This window comes from Streptomyces sp. NPDC031274, from assembly GCF_055570235.1.
In genome coordinates, this window is the sequence record NZ_JBVIHP010000001.1 from 302,538 (window position 1) to 316,919 (window position 14,382).

General features: G+C 69.3%; 15 protein-coding genes and 1 riboswitch. Of the genes, 5 read left to right on the plus strand and 10 right to left on the minus strand.

The window, feature by feature from the left end; genetic code table 11:
* The first annotated feature begins 128 nt into the window (after positions 1-128).
* Both ACZ5CR_RS01400 and ACZ5CR_RS01405 read left to right on the plus strand, forming a co-directional pair.
* Positions 129-896, plus strand: coding sequence for a hypothetical protein (locus ACZ5CR_RS01400; protein WP_468852413.1), 768 nt, complete (start codon positions 129-131; stop codon positions 894-896).
* A 328-nt stretch (positions 897-1,224) separates the two neighbouring features.
* Positions 1,225-1,473, plus strand: coding sequence for a hypothetical protein (locus ACZ5CR_RS01405; RefSeq protein WP_468852414.1), 249 nt, complete (start codon positions 1,225-1,227; stop codon positions 1,471-1,473).
* 137 nt (positions 1,474-1,610) lie between these two features.
* On the opposite strand, the gene ACZ5CR_RS01410 is transcribed toward ACZ5CR_RS01405, so the two are convergent.
* Both ACZ5CR_RS01410 and ACZ5CR_RS01415 read right to left on the minus strand, forming a co-directional pair.
* Positions 1,611-1,742 carry a hypothetical protein gene (locus tag ACZ5CR_RS01410; protein WP_468852416.1) on the minus strand — a complete coding sequence of 44 codons (132 nt, stop codon included), beginning with the start codon at positions 1,740-1,742 and terminating at the stop codon, positions 1,611-1,613.
* Positions 1,743-1,944: 202 nt separating this feature from the next.
* Positions 1,945-2,814 carry an alpha/beta fold hydrolase gene (locus ACZ5CR_RS01415; RefSeq protein ID WP_468852417.1) on the minus strand — a complete coding sequence of 290 codons (870 nt, stop codon included), beginning with the start codon at positions 2,812-2,814 and terminating at the stop codon, positions 1,945-1,947.
* Positions 2,815-2,924: 110 nt separating this feature from the next.
* A riboswitch (cobalamin riboswitch) is annotated at positions 2,925-3,063 on the plus strand.
* A gap of 56 nt (positions 3,064-3,119) precedes the next feature.
* Here ACZ5CR_RS01415 and ACZ5CR_RS01420 point away from each other — a divergent pair.
* Both ACZ5CR_RS01420 and ACZ5CR_RS01425 read left to right on the plus strand, forming a co-directional pair.
* Positions 3,120-3,341, plus strand: a complete 222-nt coding sequence (locus ACZ5CR_RS01420) for a CbtB domain-containing protein (RefSeq protein ID WP_389906117.1) — start codon at positions 3,120-3,122, stop codon at positions 3,339-3,341.
* A gap of 19 nt (positions 3,342-3,360) precedes the next feature.
* Positions 3,361-4,119: a CbtA family protein gene (locus tag ACZ5CR_RS01425; RefSeq protein ID WP_468852420.1), complete on the plus strand. Its 759-nt coding sequence runs from the start codon at positions 3,361-3,363 to the stop codon at positions 4,117-4,119.
* A gap of 249 nt (positions 4,120-4,368) precedes the next feature.
* On the opposite strand, the gene ACZ5CR_RS01430 is transcribed toward ACZ5CR_RS01425, so the two are convergent.
* The 7 genes from ACZ5CR_RS01430 to ACZ5CR_RS01460 all read right to left on the minus strand — a co-directional run bounded on the left by ACZ5CR_RS01430 (position 4,369) and on the right by ACZ5CR_RS01460 (position 12,373).
* Positions 4,369-4,959, minus strand: a complete 591-nt coding sequence (locus ACZ5CR_RS01430) for a histidine phosphatase family protein (RefSeq protein WP_468852422.1) — start codon at positions 4,957-4,959, stop codon at positions 4,369-4,371.
* Positions 4,960-5,102: 143 nt separating this feature from the next.
* Positions 5,103-6,203: a sulfite oxidase gene (locus tag ACZ5CR_RS01435; protein ID WP_468852423.1), complete on the minus strand. Its 1,101-nt coding sequence runs from the start codon at positions 6,201-6,203 to the stop codon at positions 5,103-5,105.
* Between the two features lie 305 nt (positions 6,204-6,508).
* Positions 6,509-8,914, minus strand: a complete 2,406-nt coding sequence (locus tag ACZ5CR_RS01440; protein ID WP_468852425.1) for an MFS transporter — start codon at positions 8,912-8,914, stop codon at positions 6,509-6,511.
* 249 nt (positions 8,915-9,163) lie between these two features.
* Positions 9,164-9,673 (minus strand): MarR family winged helix-turn-helix transcriptional regulator, encoded by a 510-nt coding sequence (locus tag ACZ5CR_RS01445; RefSeq protein WP_468852426.1) that lies wholly within the window; start codon positions 9,671-9,673, stop codon positions 9,164-9,166.
* A gap of 167 nt (positions 9,674-9,840) precedes the next feature.
* Positions 9,841-10,632: an alpha/beta hydrolase gene (locus tag ACZ5CR_RS01450; protein ID WP_468852428.1), complete on the minus strand. Its 792-nt coding sequence runs from the start codon at positions 10,630-10,632 to the stop codon at positions 9,841-9,843.
* A gap of 14 nt (positions 10,633-10,646) precedes the next feature.
* The gene (locus tag ACZ5CR_RS01455) at positions 10,647-11,486 is read right to left on the minus strand and encodes an alpha/beta fold hydrolase (protein ID WP_468852430.1); all 840 of its coding nucleotides are present in this window, start codon (positions 11,484-11,486) and stop codon (positions 10,647-10,649) included.
* 62 nt (positions 11,487-11,548) lie between these two features.
* Positions 11,549-12,373 carry an alpha/beta fold hydrolase gene (locus ACZ5CR_RS01460; protein ID WP_468852431.1) on the minus strand — a complete coding sequence of 275 codons (825 nt, stop codon included), beginning with the start codon at positions 12,371-12,373 and terminating at the stop codon, positions 11,549-11,551.
* A 306-nt stretch (positions 12,374-12,679) separates the two neighbouring features.
* On the opposite strand from ACZ5CR_RS01460, the gene ACZ5CR_RS01465 reads away from it, so the two are divergent.
* A complete protein-coding gene (locus ACZ5CR_RS01465; protein WP_468852432.1) occupies positions 12,680-13,657 on the plus strand; it encodes a helix-turn-helix domain-containing protein in 978 nt (325 codons plus the stop codon).
* On the opposite strand, the gene ACZ5CR_RS01470 is transcribed toward ACZ5CR_RS01465, so the two are convergent.
* Positions 13,654-14,217, minus strand: coding sequence for a dihydrofolate reductase family protein (locus tag ACZ5CR_RS01470; RefSeq protein ID WP_468852433.1), 564 nt, complete (start codon positions 14,215-14,217; stop codon positions 13,654-13,656). The two genes, ACZ5CR_RS01465 and ACZ5CR_RS01470, sit on opposite strands and share 4 nt — an antisense overlap.
* Between the last annotated feature and the right edge of the window lie 165 nt (positions 14,218-14,382).

Genomic DNA, 14,382 nt, shown 5'->3' on the forward strand with positions numbered 1-14,382 from the left:
GGTGATACGGGAGGAGGCAGAAGAGGGAAGAGGAGCGGGGGCCGCCACCGCCCCCCCCCCCCCCCCCCCCCCCCCCCCCCCCCCCCCCCGGGGTGCCATCGAAGGTCGGTACGCCTAGTCTCTGTGGTGTGCTGAGCATCGTGGATGATCTGGCCGGGTTCGGACCGCTGCGGATGTGCGCCCACGCGCCGTCAGTCGGCGGCCCTGACGACCCGGACGACCTGACCGGTCTGCGCGTGCTCCTCGTCGCGGACGTCCTGGCCCGCGTCGTCGAGCTGCGCGGCCGGGCCGTCCTCATCGGGTGGACCTGCCCGCCGTCGGCCTCGGCCGCCGCCGCCGGTATCCGTCCGGCCGACGCCCACGGCACCCCCGACGAGATCGTCGCGGCTCTCGGCGGCCCGCCGACCGTACACCTCACCAGCCGTACGTACGCAGGTGCGGACGGTCTGTCCCTGCACATCGGCGAGGCCGCCGCCACAGGTGTGGATCGCGACATGGGCCGGGACGCGGGCCCGGACGCGGACCGGGATTCTGATCGGAACGCGCTCGCCCTGCGGCTGCTCCTGCTCGGCCACCCGCACCACGAACCCGTCGACGTCACGGGGCAAGCCGTCGCCGCCGCCGCTGAGAAGCTGGCCAACTGGCGCAAAACGGTGGCCGCTTGGGCCGACGAACCATCCAAGGCGATGCCCGCCGACATCGTGCGACGGGCCAGTGCCGCCCTGGAGGAGGGGCTCGACACCCCGGCCGTGCTGCGGCTCCTCGACGATCTGGAGGCGGCCGTCGACGTGCCGGGCGGCGCCAAGTTCGAGACGTTCGCGTACCTCGACCGCGTACTCGGTCTCGAAGTCGTCCGCGATATCGGCCGCTCGCATTCCGCCGACGTGTACCGGTGAGACGAGGCGGTGGCCGCCCCGAACCGAGCTTCTCGCGCAGGCGCCTGATGTGGACGGTGAGCGTGCCCGAGCGGGGGCAGTACGCTCCGGCGCGTCTGAGGCCGGCGCCCCGGTAAGGCCGTACCACTCGGCGGAGCGTCTCATTCCCGCATTCCAGGCGGATTCCGTCCGCCCTGGTCAGAGCCTGTCCTTGTGTTCCCGCGTTCCAACATCGCCGTTTGCTGTGGCGGTTGGGACGGTTCACTCCGCAAGGTCGGAGTGTCCAGGCCCGGCCACCGGTTCGGGTCGCGGACGGCTCAGTACGTGAAAGCCAAGCAAGGAGATGTCTATGAAGTCATGGCGCACTCGGATCGGTGTCGGCCTCGCCGTCGGCGCGGCGGCGGTCACCATCCCGCTGACCAGCACCACCGCCTTCGCCGCCGATCCCCCTGGTGCCGGCTGGGTCCCTGTCGGCGCTGAGGCCTATCCCTCGAAGGCGGCGTGTGAGGCGTCGGAGCTTCCGATGGCTCACGATGCCGGGTACAACGAGGTGTGGTGCGATGACAGCAAGACCATCATGCCCATCTTCTACCGCTGACGTCACTGACCGGTCTCCGCTCGGCGGGGACTCGTCCCGCTGACGTCGCTGCGAGCAAGTCCGCTGCCCCTGGCGTGTCGCGCCAGGGGCAGCACCCTTGTACCCATGTCATGCAGGATCACGACCCCCCGCGGCGCTCACCACGTGCAGTCGGCGTGGAGGTCGTGGATGCTGTCGGCGAGGAAGGCCCCGTCCTCATCGGGGTGCTCGGCCACGACCAGGCCGGTGGCGTCAAACTCCAGTTTCACCGTGCGGGGTTCCTCGTTCATCCGGGCAGACGAGACGCCTCTCACGGCGGATGCTGAGCCTACGGTCACACGTATCGGGACGGAGAAGGCAGCTGCCAACTGCAAGGAGAGCACGCATTCATGCGCACTCCGTATGTCGTCCCGGCATCTCGATTCCGGTGACTGACGTTCTGTGGCAAGGCTTCGCATCGTGCCGGTGCTCGTCGGCGTGTGGGGCGCGGCTCTACGGTCCCACCGCGCCCTGCACGAATCTCCGAAGGTGCGCGCGTGCCCCATCGGGCTGTTCGAGCCAAGGCTCGTGGCCGGCGCTGTCGATCCGCGTCAGGGGAACATTGAGCCGGTGCGCAAGGGACTCGAGTTCCGACAGCGGGCGGGGATCGTCAGCACCGCCGAGGATCTCCACCCGCTCCGGCAGGCACCTGCGCAGCGCGTCAAGGTGCTGGTCGAGTGGGTCCGCACGTGATTCCGCGCCGAGTTCACGGTTCATGACCCAGTTGACGGGACGGCGTTCGCGGGCCTCCTGCGCGGCCCAGTGCCAACGGCGTTCGGGATCGGCGTGGTCGGTGAACCAGGACAACGTGAGCAACTCGACTTCCTGGTCCTCGGAACGGTGCGGCAATTCCTGCAACTCGCGCAGCCGCTCCCCTTGCGGTGCCGACATGCGGCGCTCGCGTTCCGCTTGATACCCCGTACGCCACTCGCCGACGAACGGCCCGCACATCAGCAGCATCGCGGCCACCCGATCCGGGTGGGCCACGCAGAACCGGCCGGTCAGGGTGGCGCCGTACGAGTGTCCGATCAGCACAGCCTCAGGCACGTCCCACACGTCGAGAAGCTCAGCGAGATCGTCCACATGCCGGGCGAGGGTATGGCGGCCCTGCCACCGGGACTCGCCGGTGCCGCGCTGGTCGTAGCGGTACACGGGAGCGATGTCCGCGATCATGGTGGCGACGTCGCCCAGATAGTCCGGCAGGCCAGGGCCGCCGTGCAGCAGGATCACGGGCGGCTTCCGAGTCGTGTCGCCCAGCGCCATCCAGCGTATGTGAGCTTCGTCGGTCATCCGCGCAAGGCCCTGCGTCTCTGTCAGTTTCACCGTGGAGAACCTACCGATGTCCCGGGATCTCGAGCCGGCCCCGATGCACATGGACGGCTGGTGGGGCTCGCGGCTTCTGTCGCGAGGTCACGGAACTGAAGGCGCTCTTGGCCAGGCAGCTTGCGCGCGGTACGGTCTGTTCGATATCGACGACGGCAGGCGGAAGCCGGTGGAACTCCGGCACGGTCGCGCCACTGTGAACGAGGCATTTCCCCGTAGAGCGGGAGATGTCGCGTGAGTCAGACCCGCAGCTGTCGTCCTGTGCACCACCGAGATGGGACGCGAACTCCCGAGGAGGATCTGCCATGGCGCAGACCGTCGCCCAGTCGACAGCCACCACCCCTGCTCTTCCCGCCAAGTTGCCGATCGGCGCGATCGTCCCCTGGGCGGTCTTCTTCGGCATCTTGATGCTCGTCCTGCTGTACTTCGTCGGCGCGGAGCAGGGTGCCACCTCCGTGGTCAACGGCGCGGATGTTCACGAGTGGGTCCACGACGCCCGCCACCTGCTCGGCTTCCCCTGCCACTGACGAGGAAGACCGCGCACCCATGAACTCCGCAACTGTCAGAAGACTGCTTGTGCGGGGCATGCTCGCCGGCTTGGGCGCCGGCGTGCTCGCCCTTCTCGTCGCCTACTTCCTGGGCGAGCCCAGCGTCGACAACGCGATCGGTTTCGAAGAGGCACACGCCCCTGCCCACGAACACGAGGTCGAGCTGGTCAGCCGTAGCCTCCAGTCCACCGGCGGCCTCGCCACAGGTGTCCTGATCTACGGCGTGGCCTTCGGCGGCATCGCCGCCCTCGCCTACTGCTTCGCCCTCGGGCGCGTCGGCCGCTTCACCCCTCGTGCCACGGCCCTCCTGCTCTCCGGCACGGCCCTGCTCGCCGTATACGTCGTGCCGTTCCTGAAGTACCCGGCCAACCCGCCGTCCGTCGGCGACCCCGACACCATCAGCAAGCGCACGATCCTGTACTTCCTGATGATGGTGCTCAGCGTGCTCCTCGCGATCGCCGCCGTGATCCTCGGCAAGCGGCTCGCGCCCAGATGGGGCACCTGGTACGCCACTGTCGCGGCAGGCGCCTTCTTCACCCTGGTGATCGCTCTCGCGTATCAGTTCCTGCCGGTGATCAACGAGGTACCGAAGGACTTCCCCGCCGCTCTGCTGTGGCGGTTCCGCACCTCGGCGCTCGCCATCCAGCTCACTCTGTGGACTGGATTCGGGCTGATCTTCGGGGAGTTGGCGCAGCGTGTGCTGACTCCGCGACCGGAAGCGGCAGTATCGCCGGAGGCGACTTCCGCACCGCACTGAGACATTCACCTTCATGCCGAGCGGGTGTCCGAGACATCTCCGCGGACGCCGCGGGAGAGTTGGACAGCGGATGCCTCGGCTGCGCGCTCGCCGCACTGCTCCAGCGCCATCGAAACGGCCGCGGCGCGGGAGCCTCAGACAACGGGCAGATCTCGTCGTCGCGAGACGGGCAGCAGGCGGCTTGCGACCCCGGTGGCTGACGGCTCGCCTCGCCTCAATCCGGGCCGGGCATCCGCAGATGCCGCGGCATCAGTCTTCGGCGTCGGGCCGCTGCGTGCCGAGCGTCTCTCCGAGCCGCAGATTCCATCGCCCGGAGCGTCCGCTGATGTGGGTAGCCGTCAGTGGAGGCACGTCGAGCCGCCAGAAGGCCGCGGAGGGTGCTCTGAGGACCGTGACCACGACGGCCCGAACGATCTCCGGCTCCACCACGGCGAGGGTTCTGCCCGCGACCTCAGAAGCCGCGTCCAGCCAGGTGGCGACGCGCTCACAGAGGGCCAGTACCGATTCCCCGCCGGGAGGCGCGACGGCCGGGGCCGACAGCCAGCGGCTCACCGCTTCCGGCTCCCAGGTGCTGACTTCTTCGAGTGTTCTGCCCCGCCAGTGCCCCATGTCCAGAGCGCCCAATTCGGCTTGGTCCAGAGCCGCGAGACCGAGGGCCGACGCCGTTTCCCGGCAGCGCACAGTGGGCGAGGCCAACACCCGGTCAGCGGCGGGAAGCGTACCGGCGGCCGCTTTGGCGAGTGCGGTGCCCCGCGTGTCGAGCGGGCTGCCGTCGTCGAACCGGGCCTCCCGCAGGGATCGGCTCGTCGCCGGCGAGATCAAGGTGACGCGACTGGTCACGCCTTCGCTCCTGTTCTTCGTGCCGGGTGAGCGCGCACGACGTTCGCGTGGGATCGCAGCGGCGCACTATACGTGCGTCCGGCGGTGGCGAGTCGATCTGCTCTGTCGCACTGTCACAGGTTCCCCGGCCACCTGGTCGTCGATCAGCAGCACAGGACAGGGACGCGTTGTACGAGGTTGTTTCCGAAGCCTCCTCGGTTCCACGGCTGATCCAGGGGCTGGGTATGGCCGTCGGCGTCGGTTGCCCGGACGGTCAGGGTGTGGCGGCCGGCGGCCGCGGTCCAGTCGGTGTGCCAGGTCTGCCATCCCCAGCGGTGCGGCCCGCGGGGAGCGACCTCGGCGTCGATCCAGGTGCGGCCGTCGTCGGCGCTGACCTCGACCCGTGTCACTGGCCCGTACCCGGACCAGGCGCGTCCCTCCAGCACCACGGGCCCGGGGCGCACGACCCGTACACGTGACATGAAGTCCGGGAAGCCGGGCGGGATCAGCAGGGCGCGCGGGGCGATCAGGGTGACGGGCTCGCCCGGGTCGTCGGGAGACTGCCGGAAGCGGTACGCCACGGCCTGCTGGAAGCCGGTGAACGGGGTGTCGACGAGTTCCACGGCGCGGAGCCATTTGACGTGCGCCATGCCGTACCAGCCGGGTACCACGAGCCGCAGCGGGTAGCCGTGCTGGGGCGGCAGCGGGCCGCCGTTCATCGCGTACGCGAGCAGCACGTCCGCGTCCACGGGGAGTGGCAGGCTGCGCCGGTAGTCCTGCTCGACGCCACGCTCGACCCCGTGGTCGGCGCCCGTGAAGACGGCCTCGACCGCGCTGTCCTGGACCCCCGCCTCCGCGAGCACCGTCCGCAGAGGTACGCCCGTCCAGTCGGCGGTACCCACCGCTTCCACCAGCCAGGGCTGACTGACCGGGCGCGGGCTCAGGCGGGCACGGCCGTTGCCCGCGCACTCCATCGTGACCCGGTGAGTAACGGCCGGCAGCGCCCGCAACTCGTCAAGACCCAGTTCCAGGGGGGTACGGACCTGCCCGCCGATGGACAGCCGCCACGCGCCCGCGTCGACAGCGGGAATGTCGTAGTGGACCAGCACATAGTGGAGACCGAGCGGTGTGACGTCATAGCGCAGGGCCTCAAGCGGCAGCCCGTGATTACGTGCCGCGAGCGCCAGTTCTTCCTCGCCGATGCCCTCACCGGGAGCGGCGACGCGCCCCGGTGTGCTGACATCACCGAGCGATGTCCGCTTCATGCCTCCATGATGAGCCCGCACGGGCCGGACGCGCACGGGCGACCGGCTTCTTTTGGCCTTGAGGACTCATCCCGCTGGTGAGCAAGTTGTTGGTGGGACGGTTGTTGGTGGGGCTTTTGAGACGAACAGCGTCCAGCTGGCGGAGGTCACCTCGCCGTTGAGCAGCTGTGTGCTGCTCAACGACGCGGCGTTCGAGGAGGCGCGTGAGGCCGGAAAGTCCCTGATCCGCAAGGCGCGGATCGAGCGCGTTGGACAGGTGATTCTCGGGGGCGACAGGTTCTGCCCCCGAAGGAGGAGACAGATGCTCAGGGCATTGGGTGGGACAGCTCGATGTCGAGGGCCTCGGTGCCGGGGCCAGTGACGCGCAACGGGGTGGAGAGAGGCGGGTAGCCGCTGGCGATGACGGAGTACTCACCGGTGTCCAGGTCCGTGAAGGCGTACACACCCTCCGCGTCGGTGGTGGCCGTCGCCGCGACGTTGCCGGCCGCGTCGACGAGGGTGACGCGGGCGTCCGGCAGCAGGCGCTGGTCGGCTCCGGAGCGCACCTCGCCCCGGAGCCAGGTGCCGGAGACGAGGGCGATCTCCACCCGGCCGGGTCCGCCGTCGCCGACGATGACGGGGGCGGCGGCCGGCCGGTGTCCCTCCGCGTTCACGGCCACGGTGAACTCACCGGCGGGCAGATCCCCGAAGGCGAACTCTCCGTCCTGTCCGGTCTGTCCGGTGGCGAGCACCTCGCCGCGCACATCGGTCACGATCACCATGGCGGCGCCGACCGGCAGTCCGGCGGCGTCGCGGATGCCCCCGCTCAGGCCTCGGGTGCCGGAGAGCAGGATGTCGTACGCGAGCGGCTCGTCGCCGACGGTGACGGTGGCCGCCTGCGGCTGGTGCCCCTCGGCGGCGGCGATCAGCACGTAAGTGCCGGCGCCCGGTGCGGTGAGCTCGTAGCCGCCGTCGGAACGGGCCACGGTACGGCTCAGTTGGCGTCCCGTCAGGGAGATCAGGGTGACCGTGGAGGAGCGGGCGGCGCCGGTCGAGCTGTGGATGTGTCCGTGGACGACGGGGCCGGTCCGGACGGCCGCTTGCCGGGCCTGGGACGGGGGCGTCTCGTGTGCCGCCGCTGTGGCAGAGGCCGGGGGCGTCGCCTGGGCGGAGGACGGAGTCGGCCCGGCCGGTTGCGGGCGGCGGAAGCCGATCAAGGTGGCCGTGGCGATCAGGGCCACCAGCATGCCGACCGCGCCGATGGTCATGCAGACGTGGACGGCGTCGGTGAAGCTCGCACCGATCGCGCCGAGCGCGGGTCCTGTCGCCTCGGGGGAGAGACCGAGGTGACCCGCGGCGCCCACACCGCCCTTCGCGAGGGCCTCGCTCACCTGCTGCTGGTCGGCGACGGGCAGTCCGGAGTCCGCGAGGTGCCCGGGCAGGGCGGAGGTGAGCCTGCTGGTGAGGACGGCTCCGAGGACGGCGGGGCCAAGGGCGCCACCGAGCTGGCGCAGGGTGTTGTTGCCCGCGCCCGCCATGCCCGCGAGGTGGTGCGGGACGCTGCTGACGGCGACCGCGCTGATCGGCGTCATCACGAAGCCCATGCCGAGGCCGAACAGCGCGAGCGGGCCTGCCATCGCGCCGAATCCGGAGTCGGTCTCCAGGCCGGTCAGCCACAGCATGGCGCCGCCGGTGCCGAGCAGGCCGACGCACAGGAGCACGCCGGGGGCGACCTTGCCCATCAGACGGCCGACGAGCGGCCCTGCGACGATGGAGACGCCGTTGAAGACCAGCATCCGCCAGGCGATGTCGAGGACGGAGAGTTGCTGGACGCTGCCGAAGAAGAGGCTGAGGGTGAAGACGGAGCCGATCATCCCGAACATGACGATGGCGTTGACGACGCCGGCGCCGGTGAAGGGGCGCACCGCGAACAGTTTCAGGGAGAGCATCGGCGAGGGGGAGCGCAGTTCGACGATGACGAAGGCGATCAGGCCGAGTGCGGCGGCGGCGAACGCGACGACGACCTTGGTCTGGCCCCAGCCTTCGGCCCCGCCGCCCTCGATCACACCGTAGATCAGGCCGATGATGAAGATGATCGCGGCGATCTGGCCGGGGACGTCGATGGCGCGGCCGTGCGCGGAGCGGGAGTCCTCCAGCATCCGCATGGCCACCAGGCCGGTGACGGCGGTGATGACGGCGGCCGGCAGGAAGATCCAGCGCCAGGAGGCGTGCTCAAGGATGACGCCACTGATCAGCGGGCCCAGGGCCATGCCGATGCTCAGGGACGCGGCCCAGGCGGCGATGGCCTTGGCGCGGGCCCGGAAGTCCGGGTAGGCGTGGCTGATGAGGGCGAGCGTGGAGGAGGCGAGAGCCGCCGCACCCGCGCCGGCGACGGCCTGGCCGACCCAGACCTGCTCGACGCTGTGCGCGGTCAGGGAGGTCACGGAACCGGCGGCGAACAGGAGCATGCCCGCGAGGTAGGCCTTCTTGCGGCCGTACAGGTCGCCGATCAGGCCGAAGGTGAGGATCAGCGCGGCCATCGGCAGGATGAACGCGTCGGAGACCCATTGCAGGTCGGACGTGGATGCGCCGAGCCCTTGCTGGATGCGCGACAGGGACACCGAGACGCTGCCGATGGGCACGTATGCGGCGAACATCCCGAGACACGCCAGCACGGTGGTCAGTGCCGGGCGCGCGACGGCGCGGTGGTGGGGGGTGGATATCGCGGACATGGTGAGACGGACCTCCTGATCGAACGCGCCGGTCAAGTTATCAGTTGCCTGTCAAAGTCCCAAATGGCTGAGATCAGAGGGGGTGGGGGGCTTGGCCCCTGTCGGGACGCGTGGGCCCGTCCGATATCAGGGGTTGTGGCGCCTGCTCGGCCGTCGAGGCGTGGGGCGGCCGGTCGCAGGCGGCGCCTGTTCGTCGCGGGCCTGGTGCCGGGCGGCCCGGCAACGAAAGGCTCTCAGCCGGTCTGCCGGTCAGTCGGCCTTGGGCGGGTCGGGCCACATGCGGGCCACGGGGGAGTCGGGGCCGTCGAGAGCGACGGCGATACGGCGCATACCGAGCGTCAGACGGGCCAGCTCCTCGGGCCCCCCGACCGCGTCGGAGAGCCGTTCCACGACCCCCTCGACGAGCCGCCGCCCCTTGACCATGCCGAGCAGTCCGGCCTCGGTCGGCTCGACCAGCACCACCCGTTTGTGCACGGCGTGCGGATGCCGCTCGATCCACCCGATCTGCTCCAGGTGCGCCAGCGCCGTCGTCACGCTCTGCGGCGTGATGTTCTGCATCCGGGCCAGGTCCGCCCCGGACAGCGGCCCGTACTGGTCCAGCGTCATCACGATCCCGAGCTGCGTCATCGTGACGTCCAGGGAGCGCAGCCGTTCGTTCAGGGCGCGATGCACGGAGTTGTTCGCCCGCCACATCGAGTGGTTGAACGTCTGGTTCCACGGCGTGTCGGAGGCGGTCCCCTCCGGGCGACGGCTCGGCATCTTCAACTCCCTGCGGGCAAACGGCCCTCATCCTAGCGGTGCGGGACCGGCCCGGCCCGACCACTCGCGAGGGAGGGGCTCGTGGCGGAGTGACGGCCGGATCTTGACCGGGATCGACCGGGACCGGGCACCACGGCCGGGTTGGCCAGACGGTGGTCAGGCGGTGGTCAGGTGTGGTCGAGCGCCCATGCCAGGGCGTGATCGGCGATCTCCTCCCAGCCGTTCTGCGCGGGCATCAGATGGGACCTTCCCGGATACTCGTCGATGTCGGTGACGGTGTGGGACTTGTAGTGCCTGGCGTTGGACCGCTGGATCTTCGGCGGCATCAGGTGGTCGTTCTCGCCCGAGATGAACAGCAGCGGTGCCCGCTCGTCGTTGCGGTAGTTCACGTACGTGTCGGCGTGGCCCGGGTGGATGTTGGCCAGCGCGCTGCCCCAGAACACGTGGCCGGATGCGGGGATGTGATAGCGCGCGTACAGGGCTCGGGACTCGTCCTCGGGGAAGGTGTTGGTGAAGGCGTAGCGCCACTGGTCGTAGGTGAGTCCGACGGCCCTGTGCCGGTTGGCCGGGTTCTTCAGGACCGGGAACGTCGCTTTCAGCTGCGACAGCGGAACCGTAGCCACCCCTTCGGTGGGCGCGGAGTTGATGGCCACTCCGGCGCTGCCGTATCCGTGGTCGAGCAGGATCTGGGTGAACACTCCGCCGGCGGAATGGCCCATGATGATCGGGCGCGTACCCAGGCCGTCGATCAGTTTCTCCAGTGACGCGATGATCGCGGGGACGGTGAGTTCCTCGATCGGGGTGGGGTCGGTGTTGAGTTCCTCCACCTCCCCCTCGAAACCGGGGTAGGCCGGGGCAAGGACCCTGAAACCCTGGGACTGGTAGTGAGTGATCCAGTGTTCCCAGCTGCGGGGCGTCACCCAGAAGCCGTGGACGAGGACGATCGTGTCCGGTTTCATGAGCCTTCGCTCCTTCAACGGGTGGCGGCGTAGGCCGACTTGATGACCTTCGCGGCGGCTTCCGGGTGGGAGATCATGACCACGTGCGAGGACCGGACCTCGGTCACCCTGCTGCCTGCGCGCTCGGCCATGAACCGTTGGGCGGCGGGCGGAATGACCTTGTCCTCGGTCGGGATCAGATACCAGGACGGGATCGTCTTCCAGGCGGGAGCACCGCTGGCGCCGCTGAGGCCCTGGACGCTGCCGGGGCGCTGGGTGGCCGCCATGAGGCGGGTCTGGGAAGCGGGCAGGTCGGGGGCGAACACGGACCGGAACTTCGCGGGATCGATGTAGCCGTCGGTGCCCGGAGCGCCACCGGGCACCGGGTACTGCCGGGTGATGAGGGCGCTGCCCAGCTCACTACCGGGGAACTGGCCCGCCAGTTGCAGCGCGCTCTCACCCTTGTCCGGCGCGAACGCCCCCATGTACACCAATGCCTTGACGTCGGCGTGGCCGCGGGCGGCGTTGGTGATGACGAAGCCGCCGTACGAGTGGGCCGCCAGGATGACCGGGCCGTCAATGGTGTCGAGCACGCTGGAGATGTAAGCGGCGTCGTCCGCGGCATCCCGCAGCGGGTTGGCGGGCGCGATGACAGGGAAGCCGGCCTTCTGCAGCAGAGCGATCGTGCCGTTGAAGCCGGAGGCGTCGGCGAACGCCCCGTGCACAAGGACGACGGTCGGCTTCGGATTCTCCTTCCCGGCCCGCACGGCTGCCACGGCTCCCCGGGAGGTCGCCTGGGCGGAGACCGCGCAGGCGACGATGAGAACGGCGGCGGCCAGTGCCGTCAACAGACGGCGCGGTGCTGGAACACGCATGACTAACCCTTTCGGACAGGCGGGTCGGACGGTGCGGATGTACCGGGGGATGGCGGTGCGGATCAGGAGGCGAGGAACGCCAGCAGATCGGCGTTGAACTCGGCCTTGTGCGCGCCAACGAGACCGTGCGGAGCACCCGGATAGACCTTCAGCGTCGCGTCCTTGACGAGCTTGGCCGACTCCGGACCGGCAGCCACGATCGGGACGATCTGGTCGTCGTCGCCGTGGGCGATGAAGGTGGGGACGTCGAAGCGTCCCAGGTCCGCGGTGAAGTCGGTCTCGGAGAACGCGCGGATGCAGTCGAGGGCGCCCTTGAGCCCGACCTGCATGCTCTGCAGCCAGAACGCGTCCGACACACCCTGCGAGACCTTCGCGCCGGGCCGGTTGAATCCGTAGAAGGGCAGGCTCAGCTCCCGGTAGAACTGCGACCGGTCCTCCGACACACTCGAACGCATGGCGTCGAACGTCTCGATCGGCAGGCCCCGCGGGTTGGTGCCGGTCTTGAGCATGAGGGGCGGGACCGCGCCGAGCAGGACGGTCTTGGCGACCCGGGACGTGCCGTGCCGCCCGATGTAGCGGGTCACTTCACCGCCGCCCGTCGAGTGGCCGACCAGCACGGCGTCGTGCAGGTCGAGGGTTTCGATCAGCTGGGCGAGGTCGTCGGCGTACGTGTCCATGTCGTTGCCGCTCCACGGCTGACCGGAGCGGCCGTGGCCGCGCCTGTCGTGCGCGATCGCACGGTAGCCGCGCGAGGCGACCAGATAAAGCTGATCGTCCCAGGCGTCGGCGTTCAACGGCCAGCCGTGGCTGAACACCACCGGTCGGCCGCTGCCCCAGTCCTTGTAGAAGATCCCTGTGCCGTCGTGCGTCGTGATGAAGTTGCTCATGAGAGCAGACCCTTCAGCAGCCGGTGTCGGAGTCGGTGTCGGTGTCGGTCGTGGTGCCCGACTCAGGTGAGGAGGATGGTGTCAGCCCCTCGGCCGAGGTTCTTTACCGTGCGCGCCGACAACTGTTTCCTGCGCGCCAAGGCATCGTCCGTTCCGGTGACGGCTGCGGCGCGAGGTGAAGTACCGGTTCCAGGGTGCCCAGGATTACGTGAACCTGCCTGTCCAAGCCGCCCGCGGTGCTGAAGAATTCTGACGCTGCACGGCAGCGGAAAGGCCACTGCCCGAGGCTTCCACCCAGGGGGGACCATGCTGGTCTTGGACACAGACGACTTACCCGCCACCGACCGGATCGAGGCCTTTCAGGCCGCGGCCGTCGGTGAGAGCGGCAGCTGTTCGGTGGAGCAGGAACACATCGAGGGCGGCATACGGAAGAAGCTGGAAGTCTGGAACTTCGGTCCGCTGACCCTGTTCGCCACGCGCGGCTCCGGCATGCGCATCTGGCGCACCTCGCGGCACGCCCGATCCGACTCGATGAACACCATCTCGATCATCACCCAGAGCCAGGGGACGGGGACCTTCACCTGGAACGGCCATCAACAGCACGTGGGGCCCGACTCCCTGGTTCTGGCACACAAGACCGCCGGTTACGAGTACGCGTGGTCCGGGGCCGGCCTGTCCGTCGCGTTCATGGTGGACACCGAACGTCTCGGACTGCCCGAACACCAGATCCGGACCGCGATACCGCTCCTGCAGCACAGCAACGTGGCGCCGTTGCTGCTGCGTCACATACGAGATCTGCACGACCGCGCCGACCAGCTCAGCGCCGGCCCCGGCGCCGAGGCGCTCGCCTCCGCCACCCTGGAACTCACCCGTGCCCTCATCGTCTCGGTGGCCGCCAACGAACACACCCGGCGGTCGGTCGCGGAAGACACCCTCCTGACCCGCGTCCTCGCCTACATCCGCGCGCATCTGACTGATCCCGGACTCACGCCCCACCGTATCGCCGCGGCCCACAACATATCGGAACGCACTCTCTACCGGCTGTGCGAGCAGGGCGGCCTCGGCCTGGAGAAATGGATCATCCGACGACGCCTGGAAGGCACCCGCCACGACCTGGCCACGCCCGAGTACGCCCACCGCACGATCGAGGCCATCGCCCGATCCTGGGGCTTCACCAACCCCGCCTACTTCTCCCGCCGCTTCCACCAGACCTACGGCGCCACACCCCGCCAGTGGCGCCGCCTCCACCACCACACGGTGGGGCTCGGCGGACGGCGCGGCTAACGCGCCACGCGATGGCGGAGGTAGACGACACCCGAGCCGAAGGTGCGGGTCTCGACGAGTTCGAGATCCACCCGGTGCTCGCGCCGCGGAAAGAACGGAACGCCACCGCCCACAAGGACCGGGTAGACCATGGCCCGGTACTCGTCGATTAGACCCAACGCGGCCGCATCGGCGGCGAGAGTCGCGCCGCCGATCGCGATGTCACCCGCCCCCGGCTCGGCCCGCAACCGTTCGATCTCCTCCGCCAGGCCGCCGGAGGCCAGGCGGGCACTGCCCCGCACCGCCGACAGCGTGGTGGAGAACACCACCTTGGGCAGCGGATTCCATAGCGCGGCCCACTCGAGCGTCGAGTCGTCGAGCGATGCATCCTGGTCGGCGGTCTCCCAGTACAGCATCGTCTCGTACAGCCGTCGCCCCAAAAGGTGGACGCCTACTTCTCGAATCTCGTCGATCCAGAAGCGAAAGACCTCCGCGTCGGGCGCCGTCCAGTCGAAGCCGCCGTCCGGCCCGACGATGTAGCCGTCGAGTGAGACGTTCATCGAATAGGTCACGCTGCGCATGGAATGCCCTCCTCGGTAACGGGTTCACTCATACGACCGCCGGACGCCGCGGGACTCATCGCGGCTCGCGGAATTCCCTGAGCCGAGTCACCCCACGAGATCATTCCGCTGAGAAGGCCTCGGTGCCTGTTTCTTGATCTCGTAGCGCAGAAGCGCCAAGCCGTT

What these genes read in the sequence shown, in the direction of transcription:
- ACZ5CR_RS01405 (WP_468852414.1), top strand. Translation starts at nt 1,225, where the DNA reads ATGAAGTCATGGCGCACTCGGATCGGTGTCGGCCTCGCCGTCGGCGCG.
- ACZ5CR_RS01410 (WP_468852416.1), bottom strand. Translation starts at nt 1,742, where the DNA reads ATGAACGAGGAACCCCGCACGGTGAAACTGGAGTTTGACGCCACCGGC.
- ACZ5CR_RS01420 (WP_389906117.1), top strand. Translation starts at nt 3,120, where the DNA reads ATGGCGCAGACCGTCGCCCAGTCGACAGCCACCACCCCTGCTCTTCCC.
- ACZ5CR_RS01425 (WP_468852420.1), top strand. Translation starts at nt 3,361, where the DNA reads ATGAACTCCGCAACTGTCAGAAGACTGCTTGTGCGGGGCATGCTCGCC.
- ACZ5CR_RS01435 (WP_468852423.1), bottom strand. Translation starts at nt 6,203, where the DNA reads ATGAAGCGGACATCGCTCGGTGATGTCAGCACACCGGGGCGCGTCGCC.
- ACZ5CR_RS01440 (WP_468852425.1), bottom strand. Translation starts at nt 8,914, where the DNA reads ATGTCCGCGATATCCACCCCCCACCACCGCGCCGTCGCGCGCCCGGCA.
- ACZ5CR_RS01445 (WP_468852426.1), bottom strand. Translation starts at nt 9,673, where the DNA reads ATGCCGAGCCGTCGCCCGGAGGGGACCGCCTCCGACACGCCGTGGAAC.
- ACZ5CR_RS01450 (WP_468852428.1), bottom strand. Translation starts at nt 10,632, where the DNA reads ATGAAACCGGACACGATCGTCCTCGTCCACGGCTTCTGGGTGACGCCC.
- ACZ5CR_RS01455 (WP_468852430.1), bottom strand. Translation starts at nt 11,486, where the DNA reads ATGCGTGTTCCAGCACCGCGCCGTCTGTTGACGGCACTGGCCGCCGCC.
- ACZ5CR_RS01460 (WP_468852431.1), bottom strand. Translation starts at nt 12,373, where the DNA reads ATGAGCAACTTCATCACGACGCACGACGGCACAGGGATCTTCTACAAG.
- ACZ5CR_RS01465 (WP_468852432.1), top strand. Translation starts at nt 12,680, where the DNA reads ATGCTGGTCTTGGACACAGACGACTTACCCGCCACCGACCGGATCGAG.
- ACZ5CR_RS01470 (WP_468852433.1), bottom strand. Translation starts at nt 14,217, where the DNA reads ATGCGCAGCGTGACCTATTCGATGAACGTCTCACTCGACGGCTACATC.